The 18,954-nt window shown below is 61.7% G+C and carries 16 protein-coding genes; 15 read left to right on the forward strand and 1 reads right to left on the reverse strand.

Going from position 1 to position 18,954, the window contains the following annotated elements; translation table 11 throughout:
* The first annotated feature begins 5 nt into the window (after positions 1-5).
* The 8 genes from tolB (at position 6) to VL130_RS07645 (ending at position 8,698) form a co-directional block, all read left to right on the forward strand.
* A complete protein-coding gene (tolB, locus tag VL130_RS07610; protein ID WP_325362157.1) occupies positions 6-1,346 on the forward strand; it encodes a Tol-Pal system beta propeller repeat protein TolB in 1,341 nt (446 codons plus the stop codon).
* Positions 1,347-1,619: 273 nt separating this feature from the next.
* Positions 1,620-2,171 carry a peptidoglycan-associated lipoprotein Pal gene (gene pal / locus VL130_RS07615; RefSeq protein WP_325362158.1) on the forward strand — a complete coding sequence of 184 codons (552 nt, stop codon included), beginning with the start codon at positions 1,620-1,622 and terminating at the stop codon, positions 2,169-2,171.
* Positions 2,172-2,432: 261 nt separating this feature from the next.
* Entirely contained in the window at positions 2,433-3,392 is a 960-nt protein-coding gene (locus tag VL130_RS07620; RefSeq protein ID WP_325362159.1) for a CsgG/HfaB family protein, read from the forward strand.
* A gap of 228 nt (positions 3,393-3,620) precedes the next feature.
* Complete coding sequence (locus tag VL130_RS07625; RefSeq protein WP_325362160.1) at positions 3,621-4,583, forward strand: tetratricopeptide repeat protein; 963 nt, start codon at positions 3,621-3,623, stop codon at positions 4,581-4,583.
* 83 nt (positions 4,584-4,666) lie between these two features.
* Complete coding sequence (gene tilS, locus VL130_RS07630) at positions 4,667-5,899, forward strand: tRNA lysidine(34) synthetase TilS (RefSeq protein ID WP_325362389.1); 1,233 nt, start codon at positions 4,667-4,669, stop codon at positions 5,897-5,899.
* Between the two features lie 108 nt (positions 5,900-6,007).
* Complete coding sequence (gene ftsH, locus VL130_RS07635) at positions 6,008-7,909, forward strand: ATP-dependent zinc metalloprotease FtsH (RefSeq protein WP_325362161.1); 1,902 nt, start codon at positions 6,008-6,010, stop codon at positions 7,907-7,909.
* A gap of 71 nt (positions 7,910-7,980) precedes the next feature.
* Positions 7,981-8,343: a ribonuclease E inhibitor RraB gene (locus VL130_RS07640; RefSeq protein WP_325362163.1), complete on the forward strand. Its 363-nt coding sequence runs from the start codon at positions 7,981-7,983 to the stop codon at positions 8,341-8,343.
* Positions 8,344-8,347: 4 nt separating this feature from the next.
* On the forward strand, positions 8,348-8,698 hold the full coding sequence (locus tag VL130_RS07645) for a DUF2200 domain-containing protein (RefSeq protein ID WP_325362164.1): 351 nt from the start codon (positions 8,348-8,350) through the stop codon (positions 8,696-8,698).
* A 1-nt stretch (position 8,699) separates the two neighbouring features.
* Here VL130_RS07645 and VL130_RS07650 read toward each other — a convergent pair whose 3' ends face one another.
* The gene (locus VL130_RS07650) at positions 8,700-10,142 is read right to left on the reverse strand and encodes a DUF6880 family protein (protein ID WP_325362165.1); all 1,443 of its coding nucleotides are present in this window, start codon (positions 10,140-10,142) and stop codon (positions 8,700-8,702) included.
* Positions 10,143-10,393: 251 nt separating this feature from the next.
* Between VL130_RS07650 and VL130_RS07655 the strand changes: the two genes are divergently transcribed.
* From VL130_RS07655 to VL130_RS07685, 7 genes are all read left to right on the forward strand, one after another.
* Positions 10,394-11,332 carry a cell division protein FtsQ/DivIB gene (locus VL130_RS07655; protein WP_325362166.1) on the forward strand — a complete coding sequence of 313 codons (939 nt, stop codon included), beginning with the start codon at positions 10,394-10,396 and terminating at the stop codon, positions 11,330-11,332.
* Positions 11,333-11,353: 21 nt separating this feature from the next.
* Positions 11,354-12,745, forward strand: coding sequence for a cell division protein FtsA (gene ftsA / locus VL130_RS07660; RefSeq protein ID WP_325362168.1), 1,392 nt, complete (start codon positions 11,354-11,356; stop codon positions 12,743-12,745).
* Between the two features lie 322 nt (positions 12,746-13,067).
* On the forward strand, positions 13,068-14,720 hold the full coding sequence (gene ftsZ, locus VL130_RS07665; RefSeq protein WP_325362169.1) for a cell division protein FtsZ: 1,653 nt from the start codon (positions 13,068-13,070) through the stop codon (positions 14,718-14,720).
* A gap of 213 nt (positions 14,721-14,933) precedes the next feature.
* Positions 14,934-15,827, forward strand: coding sequence for a UDP-3-O-acyl-N-acetylglucosamine deacetylase (gene lpxC / locus VL130_RS07670; RefSeq protein WP_325362170.1), 894 nt, complete (start codon positions 14,934-14,936; stop codon positions 15,825-15,827).
* Between the two features lie 112 nt (positions 15,828-15,939).
* On the forward strand, positions 15,940-16,821 hold the full coding sequence (locus tag VL130_RS07675) for an outer membrane protein assembly factor BamD (protein ID WP_414636234.1): 882 nt from the start codon (positions 15,940-15,942) through the stop codon (positions 16,819-16,821).
* Positions 16,822-16,902: 81 nt separating this feature from the next.
* Positions 16,903-18,633, forward strand: a complete 1,731-nt coding sequence (gene recN / locus VL130_RS07680) for a DNA repair protein RecN (protein WP_325362171.1) — start codon at positions 16,903-16,905, stop codon at positions 18,631-18,633.
* A gap of 28 nt (positions 18,634-18,661) precedes the next feature.
* Positions 18,662-18,931 (forward strand): hypothetical protein, encoded by a 270-nt coding sequence (locus tag VL130_RS07685; protein ID WP_325362172.1) that lies wholly within the window; start codon positions 18,662-18,664, stop codon positions 18,929-18,931.
* Positions 18,932-18,954: the final 23 nt, after the last annotated feature.

Here is an 18,954-nt window from a genome sequence, read left to right on the forward strand (position 1 = left end):
CGATCATGATAACTATCCTGAATTATAACTTTCAGCGGGCCGCCGTCATTCTGATGGGCGTGGTGGCGCTGTTCTGTTCTCCGCTTGTGGCGAATGCCCAGGATGAATTGACGGGAACGATCAGTCAGGGCGTTATGAAGCCCCTGCCGATCGCCATCGCCATTGGCGGCAATGATGCGTCGGGCGGCGATCTCGGCAACAAGATTTCCAAGGTCATCATGAACGACCTGGAAAGCTCCGGCTATTTCGCGCCGATCAATCCGGCTGCCTTTATTCAGCAAAACCCTGATGTCGCGGTCCAGCCGGAATTTGCCAGCTGGAAGACGATCAACGCGCAATACCTTAATAATGGCCGCGCCTTTGTCGATGCCGACGGCCGGTTGCAGGTCGATTTCCGGCTGTGGGATATCTTCTCGCAAAACCAGATGCTCGGCCAGTCCCTGACGGCCACGCCGGAGAACTGGCGCCGCGTCGCCCACAAGATCGCTGACGCCATCTATGAGAAACTGACCGGCCAGGAAGGCTATTTCGATACCCGCATCGTCTTCGTGGCCGAAAGCGGCTACAAGACGGCGCGCGTCAAGCACCTGGCCATCATGGACCAGGACGGCGCCAATCCGTCCTACCTGCCGGTCGCCGGCAACAACACCAAGGTGATGACGCCGCGCTTTTCCGCCGACAGCCAGGAAATCGCCTATATGGCCCTGACCGCCGACAGCGCCCGCATCTACATCTATAATCTGGAGACCGGCCGCCAGGAGGCCGTGGGCCAGATCAAGGGCATGGCCTTCGCGCCGCGCTTCTCGCCCGATGGCTCGAAACTGGCCTTCTCGGTCAGTCAGGGCGGCGCCACCAATATCTATGTCATGGACCTGCGCACCCGGGGCCTGACCAAGCTGACCAGCGGCGGTTTCATCAACACCTCGCCATCCTTCTCGGCCGATGGCGGCACCATCGCCTTCACCTCCGATCGCGGGGGCTCGCCGCAGATCTACCTGATGAATGCCTCTGGCGGCAATGTGCGCCGCATCACCTTCGGCGGCGGTTCCTATTCCACGCCGGTTTTCTCGCCGAAGGGTGATCAGATCGCCTTCACCAAGCAGTCGGGCGGGCGTTTCTCGATCGGCGTGATGGACGCCGGCGGCGGCAACGCCAAGCTGCTCACCTCCTCCTATCTGGAAGAAGGCCCGACCTGGGCGCCGAATGGCCGCTACATCATGTTCTTCCGCGAGAGCCAGGGCGGTAATCCGTCCCTGTGGATGGTGGAGGTCACCGGCCGCATCGAACGGGCCGTGCCTTATCCTGGTGGCGCGTCCGATCCGGCCTGGTCCCCGCGGTTGAAGTAAGGCCTGAAAGGCTTTGCATTTATAAGCCTGAGTGAGAATTGGGTAACTATATCCGCAAACCGAAAATTCATGGGAATTGAGGTATAGCGGTCGTATTATTGCCCAATTCTCACCCAAGATGCGAAAAGTATCCAGTTCTCTGGAAAAATGGCATCGCAGGTTTGACAAAAGTTAATAGGCATATCATCGTATCTTTATGAGTTTTGTGCATAATCCCGTCACAAGACAGTGAGATACATCACGTATTGAAATTGAATGAGAGGATTTAACATCATGGTATCGACCAAGTCCGTAGCAAAAGTAGCCGTTATGGCCCTGATTATGGCGTCTATGGCGGCCTGTACCAGCAAGCCCAAGCCGGTCGTCGAGACCGCGCCGCCGCCGGCGCCGGTCGAAACCGCACCGGCCCCGCAGCCGCAGGCTCCCGTGGCCCAGGCGCCGCTGCCGGGCATCGTGCCGGGTTCGCAGCAAGACTTCGTCGTCAATGTCGGCGATCGCGTCTATTTCGACACCGATTCCTCTGACATTCGTTCCGACGCGCAAGGCATACTGGCCGCACAAGCCGCCTGGCTGGTCCGCTATCCTCAGGTCAATATCCGCATCGAAGGCAATGCCGACGAACGCGGCACCCGCGAATACAACTTCGCCCTCGGCGCCCGCCGTGCACAGGCCGTTTCGGACTTCCTGGCCGGCAAAGGCGTGGCTGGCAGCCGCATCTCGACCATCTCCTACGGCAAGGAAAGCCCGATCGACAACGGTTCGGGTGAGGATGCCTGGGCGAAGAACCGCAACGCTCACACCAGCCTGACCTCGGGCGCGCAATAAGCCGCACCTGACGCATTTTTAAATTGAAAGTCATGTCGCCTGACCGTAATGTCAGGCGGCATGATGCGTTTCTGGGGTTGTCATTTAAGCGTTACCACGCTCCCTTACCATCAACGGAATACCTTCCGTGCGCTCGCGCGGGTTTGTAGCGTACCTGACGCTGGCCTGGGGAGCGGCCATGCGTGACGGAAGGGCTGATCTCCTTTGGCCTTTCCCTGTCCAGCCCCCTGCCATTTACATCCTATTTTGGGGAGCTGTTTCATGACCACCATTTCCATTCGCAAGACGGCCGCCGTCAGTGTCGCGCTTGCCGCTTTTTTCAGCCTGTCCGCCGCTCAGCCGGTTTTCGCCCAGGCCAAGGCCAGCAAGGCGCAGCAGACTCAGGATAAAATGATGGCGGGCTTGCCGCACTGTCAGACCAAGCTCGGCACCATCTCCGTCGTCAACGGCGATGACTCTTCGGGCTGGACCAATAACAGCCTGGCGGCGCCGCAAAAGCTGCTGAAGGTTATCGTGCAGAAGTCCGGCTGTTTCTCGCTGGTCGATCGCGGCGCCGGCATGGATGCGGCAGCGCGCGAACGTGAAATCGGCAGTTCGCTGGGCCTGCAACGCAACTCGAATGTCGGCAAGGGCCAGATCAAGGCGGCCGATTTCGTGCTGGTGGCCGAAGTCGGCAGCGCCGATTCCAACACCGGCGGCGGTGGCGCGGCGGGCCTGCTTGGCGGGCTGGTCGGCGGCCGGGCCGGGGCGATCGTCGGCGGTTTCCGCACCAAGAAGCTGGAATCCGATGTCGTGCTGTCCCTGACCGATGTGCGGACCTCGGAATCCAACTCATTTGAAGGCCATGCGGCCAAGAACGACCTGAGCTGGGGCGCCGGCGGCGGCATCGGCTTTGGCGGCGCGGTCGGCGGCGGTTATGAAGATACCGATGTCGGCAAGATCGTCACCCAGGCCTTCATCGTCGCCTATGCGGAAATGGTCAATAATCTCGGTGGCGTCGATATCGGCGGCAAGGAAGCCGCGCCGAGCCGCAGCTTCTCCGTCCAGACCGCGACGACTTTGCGCTCGGCGCCCAGCCCGACCGGCAAGGTCGTGCGCGCCCTGCCGGTGGGCCTCACCGTTTACCCGACAGGCAACAAGGACGGCATGTACTGGGAAGTGGCCGACGACAATGACAATGTCGGCTGGGTTAAGAACGACAGTCTGGCGGCGTCTCAGTAAGCGCAAGAAATGGCTCCGAACACGCTTTAAGGCGTGTTCGGCAAGCGCAAGGCGCGCCTGAGCCGATGCGAAGAAGCCATGCGGCTTGCGCTACGAAATGGGGCGCGGCCGAAAGGTTCGCGCCCTTTATTTCTCCAGACGCAATTTAGGGTTTGCGTCTTATTTCAGCCCGACTATGTTGTTAGTTATAAGATAATTTCCGATACCTAGTAGAGGGCGGTCAGGCATATGACGGACAGTAATTTCACCCGCCGGGGACTCCGCAGCCAAGGTTTTCGCGGCAAGGCGGTGTTCGGCCTATCCATCCTGGCGCTTTCCCTGCCCCTGACGACAATGACCGTGACGGCCTTTGCGCCCGCCGGGGCGCACGCCCAGATCTTTGACGACGAGGACGACAAGGAAATTCCCGGCCAGCAGCCGACTGACAACACGGTCTGGGATGCCAAGAAGCTGCAAAAGCTGGATCGCAATGTCCGCAAACTGGAGCGGGCCGTTTCGCGTGTCGAAAACAAGAAGGGCGCGCCACCGATCCTGATTGAACCCGATCCGGAAGTGGTTGCGCTTCAGGCGACCGTCGACAATCAGGCGCGCAAGCTGGATCAGCAGGCCGGTTCGATTACGACCCTGATCGGCCAGGTCGAGGAATTGCAGCACCAGAACCAGCAGTTGCTCCAGCAAATCAATAACCAGAACGCCCGCATGGACACCCTGACCAAGCGCGCCGATCTGGCCGATGCCCACATCAAGGACCTCGATGCGCAACTGGCGCCGCCACCCCCGCCGCCGGCCTCGACTGGCAGCGCCCAGGGCGATTTCGATCAGGCGTTCAATCTGATGAGCTCCGGCCAGACCGATGAGGCCGGCCGCGCCTTCGAGGCCTTCACCACCACCTATCCGCAATCGGCGCAGACGCCGGAAGCCTGGTTCCGCCTCGGGCAGGTCCGCGCCATCAAGGGAGATCCGTCCGGCGCGGTATCGGCCTTTGCCACCTCGCTCAAGGGCTGGCCCAAGACGTCGTGGGCGCCGGAAGCGACGGTAAGGCTGGCCCAGGCGCTGAATGACAGCAATCGCCCGGCGGATGTCTGCGCGTCCCTGACCCAGTTCGACAAGGTTTATGCCAAGCTGGCCACCAACGAAATGCGTAACCAGGCCAAGGTTCTGAAGGACAAGAACAGGTGCGGGGCGGTTTAAGCACCATTTTGCCTGCTTCGACTTCTATTCAAGACAAATTTCCTGAATTTGCCGGGCGGCTCGATGGCGATGGCCCCTTGGGTGTGGCCGTTTCGGGCGGCGGTGACTCCGTGGCGCTGCTTTATGCCCTGGCGGCATGGGGCAAAAGACCGTTGGAAGTCTTCTGCGTCGATCACGGACTGAATCCCTTAAGTCCGCAATGGACGCAATCGGTCGCCGATCATGCGGCACGGGTTGGCGCGGGCTTTACGGCGCTGCACTGGCAAGGGGATAAGCCGTCCACAGGTCTGGCGGCGGCGGCGCGTCTGGCGCGTCACCGGTTGCTGGCCGAAGCGGCGCGCGGCAAGGGCGTATCCGTCCTGTGTCTGGCGCATACCATCGATGATATCGCCGAAGCCGAAGCCATGCGGGCGCAAGGGTCCAATGTCGGCGCGCCGAAAGTGTGGTCGCCGTCACCGGTCTGGCCGGAAGGACGCGGTATTTTTCTCTACAGGCCGTTTATCGATGTGCGCCGGGAAACCTTGCGGGAGTATCTGCGCGAGATTGGGGCGAACTGGATCGAAGACCCGGCCAACGAAAGTCCGTATTCGCTGCGCGCCCGGACGCGAAAGGCCTTGCGTGGTCAGGTAAGGGAGGGGGGCTTGCCGGAAAGGGAAATTATCACTTCGGACCAGATGCAAACCTTGCTTCACGCGCCGGAACCCCTCGGTCCGCTCGGCATAATCGCCTTAAGAGCCGGTGCGTTTGATGCCTTGCCGCGGGATACAGCGTTGAATCTGCTGGCGACAGCGGCGGTCTGTGCCGGCGGCGGCGGCAAACTGCCGAAGCATGAAAAAGTGGCGGCCCTGCTGGTCAATCTGGCTGCGGGCAAGGCGCTGACGCTCTGCGGTGCGCGGCTGCGGTGCGCGGACGATCTGATCACCATCAGCCGCGAAGCCGGCGATATCGGACGTAACCGGGCAGGCACACTGTCGCTGAACGGGATGGATGAAGCGGTTTGGGATGGGCGCTTTGTTGTCCGGTCGCCGCAGGCCGGTGAAATCGTCGCGGCGGCGGCTGTGCGTGGGGCGTTGGGCGATGGTGACAAGGCCTGGCGCCTGACCTTGCCGGAAGCCTTGCGCGACAGCCAGCCGGTTTTTGTCGTGAATGAGCAAAAGGATAATCAAAATAAATGCTTGCTGACGAACCCGGCCTTAAGACAAAGTGATTATAACGCCCTATCAGCGAAATGTCTCGTGCTGCCGCGCCTCTATGCCGCAATGGGATTAATCGCAACGGAAAGCGCCCAAAAAACGATTGCGTTCTTATGCGGATAAATGGCGTGTAGCGAAACCGCTCGGCACATCCTATATGAGCAGGTAATGTAAGAAAACCCCGTGGAGGGGCGGCCCGCTTTCGGGGCCTTATTGAGGATAGACACTGGCATGAACCTGAAGTCCATGGCGATTATCGGCGTGATACTGGCTTTCTTGCTGGGCATTTACGTCGTCATGAACACCAATCATGGCGCGCTGGTGCCTGACAATAACAAGCCGGTCGAGATGATCTATTCCGAACTCGTCGCCAATGTGAATGGCGGCAAGGTTACGGAAATTGTCATTCATAATGACGAGGCCGCCGGCAAGACGGCGGACGGCAAGAAGTTCCATGCGGTGGTCGGTTTCGATCACAAGGATCTGGACGACGCCCTGACGCAGAAGAACGTGCCGACCAAGAAAGAGAGCGGCAAGGCGTCGCTGCTGATGAGCGTCCTCACCACACTCCTGCCGGTCATCCTGATCATCGGCATCTGGATCTTCTTCATGCGCCAGATGCAGGGCGGCGGACGTGGCGGGGCCATGGGCTTCGGCAAGTCGAAAGCGCGCCTGCTGACCGAGCATAAGAACCGCGTCACCTTCAACGAGGTGGCCGGTGTCGAGGAAGCCAAGGAAGACCTGCAGGAAGTTGTTGATTTCCTGAAAGACCCGTCGAAGTTCCAGAAGCTGGGCGGCAAGATCCCCAAGGGCGCGCTGCTCGTAGGCCCTCCGGGCACGGGTAAAACCCTGCTGGCCCGCGCCGTCGCCGGTGAAGCCGGTGTGCCCTTCTTCTCGATCTCCGGTTCGGACTTTGTTGAAATGTTCGTCGGCGTCGGCGCCTCGCGTGTCCGTGACATGTTTGAACAGGCCAAGAAGAACGCGCCGTGCATCATCTTCATCGATGAAATCGACGCCGTCGGCCGCCATCGTGGCGCTGGTCATGGCGGCGGTAACGACGAACGCGAACAGACCCTCAACCAGCTTCTCGTTGAAATGGATGGCTTCGAGGCCAATGAAGGCATCATCATGATCGCCGCCACCAACCGTCCCGACGTGCTCGACTCGGCCTTGCTGCGTCCCGGCCGTTTCGACCGCCAGGTGACGGTGCCGAACCCGGACCTGACCGGCCGCGAAGCGATCCTGCGCGTCCATATGAAGCCGGTGCCGCTGGCGGTTGATGTCGATGTCAAGGTGATCGCGCGTGGTACGCCGGGCTTCTCCGGCGCCGATCTCGCCAATCTCGTCAACGAAGCCGCCCTGATGGCCGCCCGCAAGGATCGCAAGCTCGTCACCATGCGCGATTTCGAAGACGCCAAGGACAAGGTCATGATGGGCGCCGAGCGCAAGTCGATGGCCATGTCGGAAGACGAAAAGCGCAATACCGCCTATCACGAAGGCGGCCACGCCATCGTGGCGCTGAAAACCCCGCAGGCCGATCCCGTTCACAAGGCGACGATCATTCCGCGTGGCCGGGCGCTCGGCATGGTGATGCAGTTGCCGGAAGGCGACCGCTATTCGATGAACTACACCCAGATGACCTCGCGCCTCGCCATCATGATGGCCGGCCGCGTGGCTGAGGAAATCATCATGGGCAAGGACAACATCACCTCCGGCGCTTCCTCGGATATCCAGGCCGCCACGCGTCTGGCCAAGTCGATGGTGACGCGCTGGGGCTTCTCGGACAAGCTGGGCTTTGTCGATTACAAGCAGGGCGAAGATGAATACGGCGCGCTCGGCCGCGATACCTCGGAAGCGACGCAGCAGATCATTGATGACGAAGTCAAGCGCCTGATCAATGTTGGTTACGAAGAAGCCAAGCGTATCCTGACCGAAAATCTCGACGGTCTGCATCGCCTGGCGAAAACGCTGCTCGATCTCGAAACCCTGAGCGGTGATGAAATCGCCAAGATTCTGAATGGCGAGGAAATCGTCCGCGACGAGGAAACCGGTGTGGCCCTCGAACTGAGCGCCCATTCGGCGGTGCCGGAAACCGAAGCGGCCCCAACGGCCGTGCCTGTGATCGCCGAGTAGCGTTTTCGAGATTATATGTTAAGGGCAGGCGGGATTGTATCTCGCCTGCCTTTTTTATTTGGAGTTTTGTTATGCCTATCGATTTTCCCGCCGATGAAAATGGCGATGTCCTGCGCTCCATGCAGGCCGATGGCGATGATCTGTCGGTGGCGCGCGACATTGATTTCTCGCTGTTGTTTCCGGATGAAGAGTCGGCGAAGACCTTCTGCGTGATCTTCGCCGAAAAGGGCTATGAGGTCGATTACGGGCCGTGGGAGATCGACCATGACAACGTGACCGATCTCAATTTCGGCAAATGGAATGTGCAGGTCGTTCACCACATGGCGCCCGACCATGCCGCCATCACGGCTTTTGAAGGCGAATTGCAGGACGCCGCCACGCCGCTGGGCGGCCGCAATGACGGCTGGGGCTGCTTCCAGGTCAATGAAGGCTGAGACGATGGCCGGACACCGCATCTATGCCATGAGCTTCGCCAGCGTCTATCCGCACCTTGTCGCCAAGGCGGAAAAGAAGGGGCGTACTCAGGCCGAGGTCGACGAGATCATCCGCTGGCTGACTGGCTACAGCCAGGCGCAGCTTGAAGGTCTGCTGGAAGCAAAGACCGATTTTGAGTCCTTTTTCGCCGCCGCTCCCCGCCTGAACCCGGCACGCAGCCTGATTACCGGCGTGATCTGCGGCGTCCGTATTGAGGATATCGAAGAGACGACGATGCGCGAAATCCGTTATCTCGATAAATTGATTGACGAACTGGCCAAAGGCAGGCCGATGGAGAAGATTCTGAGGTCTTAACCTACGGCAAGCCCTTCCAGAAAACCGTGCGGCGCGCATAGACGTTTTCCAGCTTTTTCCGCCAGACATCATGCGGCTCGTGGCGGCCGAAGTCGTCGATATGCCGCGCCAGGCTTTCGGCTTCCAGAAAAGGCAGTACGGCGGCTTCGTGTGCCGCTTCGCTGAAGGACGCCAGACGCGCCTCGACGATCTGGCGCTGGAGCAGCAGGGCCGCCAGCGGATAGCGGGATGACAGGCGGTCTGCGGCGTAGGTCAGGCGTTCGGCGTCGTTTCCGTCCATCTCGCGCACCCTGTCGATAACCAGATGCGCCGCGCGTTCGAGCGACGGCCAGCCCGTCAGCAGGCCTAAGGCGGCATTGGCATCGGGCCATGCCTTGACGTGATCCAGTTCTGCGTCCTCGGCCTCGATATCGTCAAAATCGGGCAGGCGTTTCAAATAGGCGCGCAGATAATCCGCCTCCAGGGTGCGGCGGAAGCGCTCAAGACGAACCCGCTGCGCCTCATCCTTGCGGTCCAGGGCCTCCAGGGCGGCGATGCGGGCATTGATCCACTCGGCTGGCCATTCGGACGGCATCCCGGAACGCGGATTTTGCCGGGCGCCGTTGAGCGCCTTCAGCGCATCGGCCGGCCGCCCCGCCTTGAGCAGGCGGCTGGCGATCTGCGCGGCGGAGGCCGGCAGGTAGGCGTCCGCCATCAGGGCAATGAAGGCCTCGACATCGCCCAAAGCATCGGCGATCGCCAGCAAGGCCACGCGCGTGCTTTCGGCGCGCGTCCGTTTGCGCAGGGCTTCCGAAGCGGCCAGCACGCGCTTGCGCCAGCGTTTCGCCGGGCGCGACCGCGCGGTCACCGTGGCGGCCGGTTCCTTCGCCGCGGCAAGAATGGCCTCCCTCAGCCGCTGTAGCCCGTCCTCGCCCAGCAAGGGTGACATCAGCGGTATCAGAGTATCGTTCTGGCCATAGCTGTTGGCCATCTGCGCGGCGGTGATCAACCTTACCAAGTCGCTCACATCCGGCTTCGCAAGCGCTACGATTGCTGCCGCATCCTGGCAGGCGCTGGCCATGACCTCGCGCACGCCGCCAGAGGTATCGCTGGTGCGTTCGATCACGGCGTCGCTTAAGGTTATGAACTGCCAAATCAGGTCATAGGCCTCCTGCGGTGCGGCGGCCGACACCTGTTCGGCAATCAGCCGGCGCTGGGTGTTCAGATCGGCGCGGAAGCCCTTCAGCGTCCGCCAGCCGACATTGGTCGTCGCCGCGCTGATGGCGGTCAGGCGTTTGCGGATTTCGTTGGCGAGCTTCGAGGGGCTTTCGCTGCCGGCCAGTTCGAGACGCAGCAAGCGTTTGGCGTTGGCGTTACCTTCGCTGATCTCCATCAGCAACCGGGCCAGATGGGCGGCGCCCAGGGTTTCCAGGTTCTGGGTATTAAGGGTTGTCTTGGATGCCATGGTGCGAAATTAGGCGCAGAGAGGCGGCGTTACAAGTCGCGGCGCCATTCCGGCAAATATCGTTACAAATTCCTTACGATTTTTGCCGCCGTTATCACTCTATTAAGGACGTTCAGGCTTTTATAGGCGCTTACCAGCCGGGCGGGAGTGTTTGACGAAGCGTGCTTGAATCAAAGCGCGCGCGTGATGCGCTCTTTTCCGGGCAGACTGTGGCCAGAGAACCCTTGGCCAGGATAAATTGGAGAGAGCCTATGCCCGCTGTCGTTCGAGGTGGCAGACGACAAGCCAGCCCCGCCGACAAATCGGCGGCGAAGCCTGCCGGGCGCGCCGGGGCAAAGCCGCGTGCGGCGGGTCGGTCTTCCGGCCGCAAGGGCGCGCCTGCTGGCAAGGGCAGCGTCATCGGCACGGTCCATATGCCGAACGAACTGACGGCCTGGGTAGCGGTTCTGATCATTGCCGGCCTGTTGTCCGTTGTCCTGCTGACCGGCCATCGCGCCGAGGCCCTGGGCAGCGCCATGACCCGCTTTGCCGACGCCCGCATGGCCTCCATCGGCCTGAAGCTGCAAAAGATTCAACTCGTCAATGTCAGCGAGGAAGCCTCGCCGGACGTGCGCAAGGCGCTCAAGTTCGAGAAGGACCAGCCGTTTGCCCTGATGAACCTCACCAGCGTGCAGAAAGACGTTGAGAATGTCGGCTGGGTGAAATCGGCCACGGTGCGTCGCCAGTTTCCGGGTGTGCTGATCGTTGACGTCGTCGAGCGTCCGCGTCTGGCCGTCTGGCAATATAATGGCAAGAACACCGTCATCGACGACGAGGGGAATATCATCCCCGAAGCCGTTTCGACGCGCTTTCCTGACCTGCCGTTCGTGGTGGGCGAGGGCGCCAATGAAGCCGCGCCGTCCATTATAGAGTTGATGCGCCAGCGCCCGGCCCTGCTCGAAAAAACCTACGCCCTGCAACGCGTCAATACGCGCCGCTGGAATGTCCTGCTCAAGAATGGCGCGGTGATCAAGCTGCCGGCGCTCAATCAGGAACAGGCCATGGCCCGGCTCGACGTCCTGATGACGCAGCAACGCGTGCTCGATCAGGGCTTCGCCTCGATCGACCTGCTCGATCCCGATTCCCTTGTCGTGGTGCCGCTTGACGCCCATCCCGCCACGCCGCCGTCTCCCGCTCCCTCCCTCCACTAAGTCTGACAAAAGTAGAAACTCATGTCCAGATTTGAAGATCGCCAGAACGCCAAAGCCGCCGCCATAAACCCGGAACTGGCAAAAGCCGCCCGGCTGGCGCCCGCCACCAGTGGTGAGGCCGGCAGCCGTCCGCCCGCCGGATCGGGCCTGATCGCCTCGCTCGATCTCGGCGCCTCGAAGATCGGCTGCTTCATCATGCGTCCCGAAGGCGCGCGCCAGTCGGATCAGTCGATCCGCGTCGCCGGTGTCGGCTATGTCCAGTCCAAGGGCATTCGCGCCGGTTCGGTCATCGATATGGAAGCGGCCTCGCAGGCCATCGCCCAGGCCGTCGAACGCGCTGAAGCCATGGCCAATGTGTCGATCCAGGGGGTACGCGTCACCATTCCGGGCGCGCAGACAGCCTCGCACAAGGTTTCGGCCCTGGTGTCGCTCGGCCTGAAACCGATTTCCGATCAGGATCTGAACCGCGCCATCGCCTCGGCCCTGGCGCAGGTCCGTTTTCCCAACCGCCGCGCCATCCACCTGCTGCCGGTGTCGTGGAGCGTCGATGACCAGTATGGCGTGCGCGATCCGCGCGGCCTGAACGGCCGGGCGCTTGGCCTCGAACTGCTGGTGGTGACGATCGACGAGAATGTCTTCAACAACATCAATCAGTGCGTGGCGCTGGCGCACCTGGAAGTGCAGGCCATTGTCTGCGCGCCGCTGGCCGCCGCTGTCGCCGCTCTGGAAGAGGACGAAAAGGAACTGGGCTGCATCTGCATCGATATGGGGGCGTCCTCCACGACCGCGGCCATTTTTGCCAACGGCACCCTGGTTCATGTCGATTGCCTGAATGTCGGCGGCAGCCACGTCACGGCGGATATCGCCCGCGGGCTTTCGACCACGCTCGCCGGCGCCGAACGCATCAAGACCCTGCATGGCTCGGCCATCGCTTCGGCCCACGAAGACCGCGAAACGGTCGAGGCCCCGCCGCGTGGCGACGATCGCGGCGGCGCGCCGATCATTGTGCCGCGCTCGATCCTCAAGGGCATTATCGCCCCGCGTGTTGAGGAAACCTTTGAACTGTTGCGTGAGAAGATCAAGGCGTCCGGGGTGGTCATCGAACCCGGCGCGGGTATTGTGCTGACCGGCGGTGCGTCACAACTGGCCGGCGTCCGTGAACTGGCGATCCGCGTCTTCGACCGTCCGTGCCGTCTGGGCAAGCCGATGCGTGTGCCGCACCTGGGTGACGCCGCCGCCGGGCCTTCATTCGCCGCCACGGCAGGGGTCATCCTGCGCACCCTTTACGGGCCGCGCGATGTCGTTCCGGTCAAGAAGATCATGGCGGCCAAGATCGGTCCGAAGGATGCCCCGAGTGGTGGCGCCGGCAATATCCTCGCCCGTATGATCGACTGGTTGAAAAGCAATCTGTAGGGCCGGTCAAATCACTAACCGTATACCGTTCCCAGGCGCGGCGCGTTAACCTTCTGGAAAGCGTTACTCATCCTCCGGCTGAAAAGCGCAACTCCAATGACTCCTTTGTGAGTCCTTTAGGACTCACTGCCGGGAGAAAAGTCACATTTTGGTAATCTAGGTTAAAAAATCTTACCAAAACGGCTTCCTTTTTGGCCGACTCAAGTTATCGGGTAACTATTCGTTAAGCATAATTGTAGTCTCATGCGACCCTGGCATCGGGGATCTAACAGCGCCATTCGCACCCCGAATGGGAGAGATCGTGAAAGGTTCACTGGATAACATGGCTATTCATCTTTCTGCGCCGCGCGCAACAGAACTGAAGCCGCGTATTGTCGTGTTTGGTGTAGGCGGAGCCGGGGGCAACGCTGTCAACAACATGATCGAAGCCGGCCTTGAGGGCGTGGAGTTCGTCGTGGCGAATACGGATGCGCAACAGCTCCAGTTTTCGCGCACCGACGCCCGCATCCAGCTGGGGGTCGGCATCACGCAGGGCCTCGGCGCCGGCGCGCACCCCGAAGTCGGCATGACCGCCGCCGAAGAGTCCGGCAGCGAGATCGCCGAGCACCTTGAAGGTGCGCATATGGTCTTCATCACGGCCGGCATGGGCGGCGGCACCGGCACCGGTGCGGCGCCGATCATCGCCAAGTGCGCCCGCGAACGCGGCATCCTGACCGTCGGCGTCGTCACCAAGCCCTTCACCTTTGAAGGCCGCCACCGGATGCGCCTGGCGGACGCCGGTATCTCCGAGCTGCAACGCTATGTCGATACCCTGATCGTCATCCCGAACCAGAACCTTTTCCGCATCGCCAACGAGCGCACCACCTTCGCCGAAGCCTTCGGCATGGCCGACCAGGTGCTGCACGCCGGCGTTCGCTCGATCACCGACCTGATGGTCCTGCCCGGCCTGATCAACCTCGATTTCGCCGACGTCCGCTCGGTCATGTCCGATATGGGCAAGGCGATGATGGGCACCGGCGAGGCTTCGGGCGAAGACCGCGCCCTGCTCGCCGCGCAAAACGCCATCCAGAACCCGCTGCTCGACGAAACCTCGCTCAAGGGCGCCAAGGCTGTGCTGGTGAACGTCACCGGCGGTCTCGACATGACCCTGCATGAAGTCGATGAAGCGGCCAACGCCATTTCCTCGGAAGTCGATCCGGAAGCCAATATCATCTTCGGCGCCGCTTTCGATCCGAACCTCGAAGGCAAGCTGCGCGTGTCCGTCGTTGCCACCGGCATGGACGGCGTGGCGCTGCAAACCCCGCTCAATACCCTCAATTCGACGCCGAAGCCGGCGCCTGCGCCGACCTTCGGCCTTGGCTATGGTCGTAGCGAAGCGCCCGCCGCCGCAACACCTGCCCCGGTTCCCGCGCCTGTAGCCGAAGCGCGTCCGGCCCCTGTGGCGGCTGCGCCTGCGGCTCCCGTAACGCCGGTGGTGCAACCGGCGGCGGCTCGTTCCAGCCTGTTTGAAGAGCGCTCGGCGCCTGTGGCGGCTCCGGCCCCCGCCGCGCCGGCGTCTGAGCCCCGTGTCATCAGCCGGATCGTTGACCCGATGGTTGAAGACGAAGAGGCGTCTGTGGCTGCGCCGCCTGCGCCGCGTCCGGCTGTCGCCCCACAGATCCAGCGCCCCAATCCTTACGCCCACACAGCGGCGCCACGTCCCAGCCAGCCGGCCCCTGCACCGCGCCTGAACACCGAAGACGAAGGCCGTGAATCCTTCTGGCGCGGCCTGTTCCCGCAGCGCCAGAGCGCGGCCGCCATGCCGGCTGCGGCGCCCGTGGCGCAATCCGCCCCTGTGCAGGACGAAGCCGATCGCTATGTGCCCGGTCAGGTCAAATCGAACCTGAACCCGGCCACGCGCTCGGAAGTCCAGCCCTCGATGGACACGGAGGATGATCTGGAAATCCCTTCTTTCTTAAGGCGCCTCGCTAATTAAAGCCTTGTTAAGTAAGGCGTTACAAACGGAAATAGAAGTTCCTTAAGGCGCCTCGCTAATTAAAGCCTTGTTAAGTAAGGCGTTACAAACGGAAATAGAAGTTCGTTTGTGAACGGGCGTCAAAAATGAGATACCGAATGCGGGCCAGAAATGCGCCCGCATTTTTTTTATGCCGGATTTTGAGTACGCGGGGGCGGCAATAAGGTGAGCGGTATGTTACCTGATCAGAACGAACAGACTCTGGCCCATGCGGCTATTATCGCCGGTATGGGCCTCCATACGGGTGTGCCTGTGCGTATGCTCGTGCGTTCGGCGCCGGCCGGCGCCGGTGTTGTTTTTGTGCGTTCCGATATCACCGACCGCGACAACCGCGTGCCGGCCCTGGCCCATAACGTCACCAAGACGACCCTGGGCACCGTCATCACCAACGCCGCCGGCGTTTCTGTATCTACCATCGAACATGTCATGGCCGCTTTCGCCGCCCTGAGCATCGATAATGTCAGTGTCGAGCTGGATGGCCCTGAAGTGCCGATCATGGACGGTTCGGCCATGCCCTTCGTGCAACTGCTCGATCAGGCCGGCTTCCGCCGTCAGGCCATGCCGCAGCAGGTCATCGAAATCCTCAAGCCGGTTGACGTCATCGAAGGCGACAAGCGCGCCTCGCTGCTGCCGGCCGATCAGTTCGAAGTCCGTTTTGAAATCGACTTTCCGGGTACGCCGATCGGCCACCAGGTCGTCGATCTCGCCATCACCGAACAGTCCTTCCGCGAAGAACTGGCTGCGGCGCGCACCTTCGGTTTCCTCGATGGCGTCGAAGCCCTGCGCAAGGCCGGTCTGGCCCGTGGCGGCTCGCTCGACAACGCCATCGTCATCGACGGCGACGTGATCCTGAACGAAGGCGGCCTGCGCTTCACCGACGAATTCGTCCGTCACAAGGCGCTCGACGCTATCGGCGATCTGTATGTCCTCGGGATGCCCATTCTTGGCAGGTTTGAAGGAATCCGCGCCGGTCACGGCCTTAATAATGCCTTGGTCCGCGCCCTACTGTCGCGTCCGGATGCCTACCGCATCGTCACCCGCGGCGCGGCTCTGGCGGATGTCGGCTAAGCCGCGCGGTCACGGTTAATTCCGGTTGGCGCGCGCGCGCTGCTCGTGTAGATGTATCCCCGATCAAAGATTCAACAGCCGGTCTAACGGCTGTCATCAAGAGGATTATTACGTGAGCGTTGTGGGGCTTCTCAAGAAATCGGCCATTGTCATTCTGCTGGCCAGCGTCTCCGTAGCCGGCCTGTCCGCCTGCGCCGGCAAGGGACCGAAAGAGCACCTCGTCTATGAGGAGCGTCCGGTGGAGCTGCTCTATCAGACCGGTATGCAGAAGCTGGACCAGAAGAGCTGGGCCGACGCTGTTACCTATTTCGAGGAAGTGCAGCGCCAGCATCCCTATTCGGAATGGTCGCGCCGCGCCATCGTCATGATCATCTACGCCCAGTATCAGGCCGATCATTATGCCGAGGCCACGGCGGCTTCCGACCAGTTCATCAAGCTCTATCCGGGCAGCGAACTGACGCCCTACGCCTACTACATGAAGGCCATCTGCTCGTTTGAACAGATTGTCGATGTCGGCCGCGATCAGGGCTATACCGACAGCGCCAAGATGCTTTTAACCGATGTGGTTCGCCGTTATCCCGACAGCGAATACGCCAAGGACGCGCGCATCAAGCTCGACATGGTGCAGGATCAGCTTGCCGGCAAGGAAATGGACGTCGGTCGCTGGTATCTGAACGACAACCAGCCGCTGGCCGCCATCGGCCGCTTCAAGACGGTCGCCAGCGATTACCAGACCACCAGCCACACGCCGGAAGCACTGTACCGCCTGGTCGAAGCCAATGAAATGATGGGCCTGCACGAGGAAGCGACGCGTGACGCCGCCGTGCTGGGTTATAACTATCCGGGTGATCGCTGGTATTCGGCGGCCTATAAGCTGCTGAAAGAAAAGGGCGCTACGCCCGCCGTCGCGCCCGATCCGACTGGCAAGAAGGGGCCGGAAGCGCCGGACCTGAAAAAGAAGAAAAGCTGGCTGAGTTTCTGGAAATTCAGCTAAGTTCTTGTAATGTTCTCATTGATGTGATTTTATGAGGCGGCGTCCGGCATGAGTCGGACGCCGCTTTTGTTTCGGTGCCCTATGCTGACACGTTTGACGATTGCCGATGTGGTCCTGGTGGACCGGCTGGAACTGGATATCCGCCGGGGCCTGAGCGTATTGACCGGTGAAACCGGCGCGGGCAAGTCGATCCTGCTCGATTCGCTGGGTCTGGCCACCGGCGCGCGCGCCGATACCGGCCTGATCCGCAATGGCGCGTCGCAGGCGTCTGTGACCGCTGAATTCGAGATTGCCGCCAGCCATCCGCTCTATGATTTCCTCGAAGATAAGGGCCTGGCGCTGGAGCCGGGCGAGAGCCTGATGCTGCGCCGGGTCGTGTCGCGCGATGGCCGCTCCAAGGCGTTTGTGAACGACCAGCCGGTCAGTGTGGCGGTGCTCAAGGCGCTGGGTGACAGCCTGCTGGAGGTCCATGGCCAGCACGAGACGGTGGGGCTGCTCGACGCCCGGTCTCATCTGGGAATGCTGGATAATTATGGAGCCAATGGTCCGGAACTGGCGAAGGTATCCGAAAGCTGGAAAGCGCTGAAAGCCATCCGCGATGAACACCGCGACCTGATGAAGCGCGCGCACGCCGACAAGGCGGAACTGGAAACCCTGACCCTGCGCTTGCAGGAACTGGATCGGCTCAATCCGCAGCCGGACGAGGAGGCGACCCTGGCGTCCGAACGCGCCCTGCTGGGGGCCGGTGAGCGGGCGCTGGAGGATATTCTGGAGGCGCGGACGGCGGTTGGCGGCGATCAGTTGTCGCAGCGGCTGGTCAAGGCATTTCGTGCGCTCGATCATGCCCGCACGCGCGCCATGCAGGCCGGCGCCACCTCGGAAGACCCAGTGCTGGCGCGGCTGACGGCAGCGGCGGATGCCCTAGATCGCACCCTGATTGCCGCCGATGAGGCGCTGGCCCTGATGGATCAGGCGGCGGACAGCCTCGATGTCGAACCGGGGCAACTGGATCGCGTTGAAGAGCGTCTGTTCGCCCTGCGCGCGATGGCGCGCAAGCTGAGTGTGCTGGTCGAAGACCTGCCAAAGGAACGGGTGCGCATCGCCGCCAGCCTGAACCAGATCGAAGACCTGGATGCGCATCTGGGCCGTCTGAACATCGCCATGCACGCGGCGCAGAAAGCCTTCCACGCGGCTGTTGAGGCGCTGCGAATTAAACGAATGCAGGCTGGTGAAGCCCTGGCGGTGGCGGTGATGAGCGAACTTGTGCCGCTCAAGCTCGACAAGGCGCGTTTCCGCGTGGCCCTGCGGCCGCTGGAGCCGGAACGCTTTGGCCAGACCGGCGGCGATGTCGTCGAATTCGAGGTCAAGACCAATCCGGGCGCGGAGTGGGGCGGCCTCGGCGCCATCGCGTCTGGCGGCGAACTGGCGCGTTTCGCCCTGGCGCTGAAAGCGGCGCTGGCCACTTCAGGTTCTGGGCGCGGCGGCGAAGATGCCGTTGGTCCTGTGATGATCTTTGATGAGGTCGATCAGGGCGTCGGTGGGGCTGTAGCTGATGCGGTGGGGCTTCGTCTCAAGCGTCTGGCGCAGAACCAGCAGGTCATTGTGGTGACGCACAGTCCGCAGGTGGCGGCGCGCGGTGATCAGCATCTCAAGGTCTCCAAGGCCGAGCACAATGACAGCGTGCGTTCGACCGTGGTCGTACTGCAACCGGAAGAAGCGCTGGAGGAACTGGCGCGGATGCTTTCCGGCGCCGAGATCACGCCGGAAGCGCGCGCAGCGGCCATTCGACTTAAGGCGGCGGAAGTGGTATAATCTCGCTAGGCCAAGGAGGCCTGAGCCGATGTCCATCATCCGCCATATCTTCTTTTTTCTTCTGCAATTCGCCGTCGCGGCGCTGATGGTGACGGCCATTTGCGCCGCCGTTACCCTGCATACCTATGGCTGGCAGTATCGGCTGACGCCCGAATTTGCCACGAAGCTGCATAGCTATATTAATCTGGGCCTCGTCGCCGGCGCGCTTTTTTGCCTGATCCTGCTGTGCTATCGCGCCACGCGGTCCAGCCTCGAAGGGCCGGATGATAGGCCGTGGAATAATCCTGACAATATCTGAGCTTTGTGGCAGTTAGGCTGGGC

This window comes from Asticcacaulis sp. (assembly GCF_035497195.1).
In the GTDB taxonomy this organism is placed as follows: Bacteria; Pseudomonadota; Alphaproteobacteria; order Caulobacterales; family Caulobacteraceae; genus Asticcacaulis.

Coding starts and splice junctions, on each gene's coding strand:
- VL130_RS07650 (WP_325362165.1), bottom strand. CDS start 10,142: ATGGCATCCAAGACAACCCTTAATACCCAGAACCTGGAAACCCTGGGC.
- tolB (WP_325362157.1), top strand. CDS start 6: ATGATAACTATCCTGAATTATAACTTTCAGCGGGCCGCCGTCATTCTG.
- VL130_RS07655 (WP_325362166.1), top strand. CDS start 10,394: ATGCCCGCTGTCGTTCGAGGTGGCAGACGACAAGCCAGCCCCGCCGAC.
- VL130_RS07625 (WP_325362160.1), top strand. CDS start 3,621: ATGACGGACAGTAATTTCACCCGCCGGGGACTCCGCAGCCAAGGTTTT.
- VL130_RS07640 (WP_325362163.1), top strand. CDS start 7,981: ATGCCTATCGATTTTCCCGCCGATGAAAATGGCGATGTCCTGCGCTCC.
- pal (WP_325362158.1), top strand. CDS start 1,620: ATGGTATCGACCAAGTCCGTAGCAAAAGTAGCCGTTATGGCCCTGATT.
- VL130_RS07645 (WP_325362164.1), top strand. CDS start 8,348: ATGGCCGGACACCGCATCTATGCCATGAGCTTCGCCAGCGTCTATCCG.
- lpxC (WP_325362170.1), top strand. CDS start 14,934: ATGTTACCTGATCAGAACGAACAGACTCTGGCCCATGCGGCTATTATC.
- VL130_RS07685 (WP_325362172.1), top strand. CDS start 18,662: ATGTCCATCATCCGCCATATCTTCTTTTTTCTTCTGCAATTCGCCGTC.
- ftsA (WP_325362168.1), top strand. CDS start 11,354: ATGTCCAGATTTGAAGATCGCCAGAACGCCAAAGCCGCCGCCATAAAC.
- ftsH (WP_325362161.1), top strand. CDS start 6,008: ATGAACCTGAAGTCCATGGCGATTATCGGCGTGATACTGGCTTTCTTG.
- ftsZ (WP_325362169.1), top strand. CDS start 13,068: ATGGCTATTCATCTTTCTGCGCCGCGCGCAACAGAACTGAAGCCGCGT.
- VL130_RS07620 (WP_325362159.1), top strand. CDS start 2,433: ATGACCACCATTTCCATTCGCAAGACGGCCGCCGTCAGTGTCGCGCTT.
- recN (WP_325362171.1), top strand. CDS start 16,903: ATGCTGACACGTTTGACGATTGCCGATGTGGTCCTGGTGGACCGGCTG.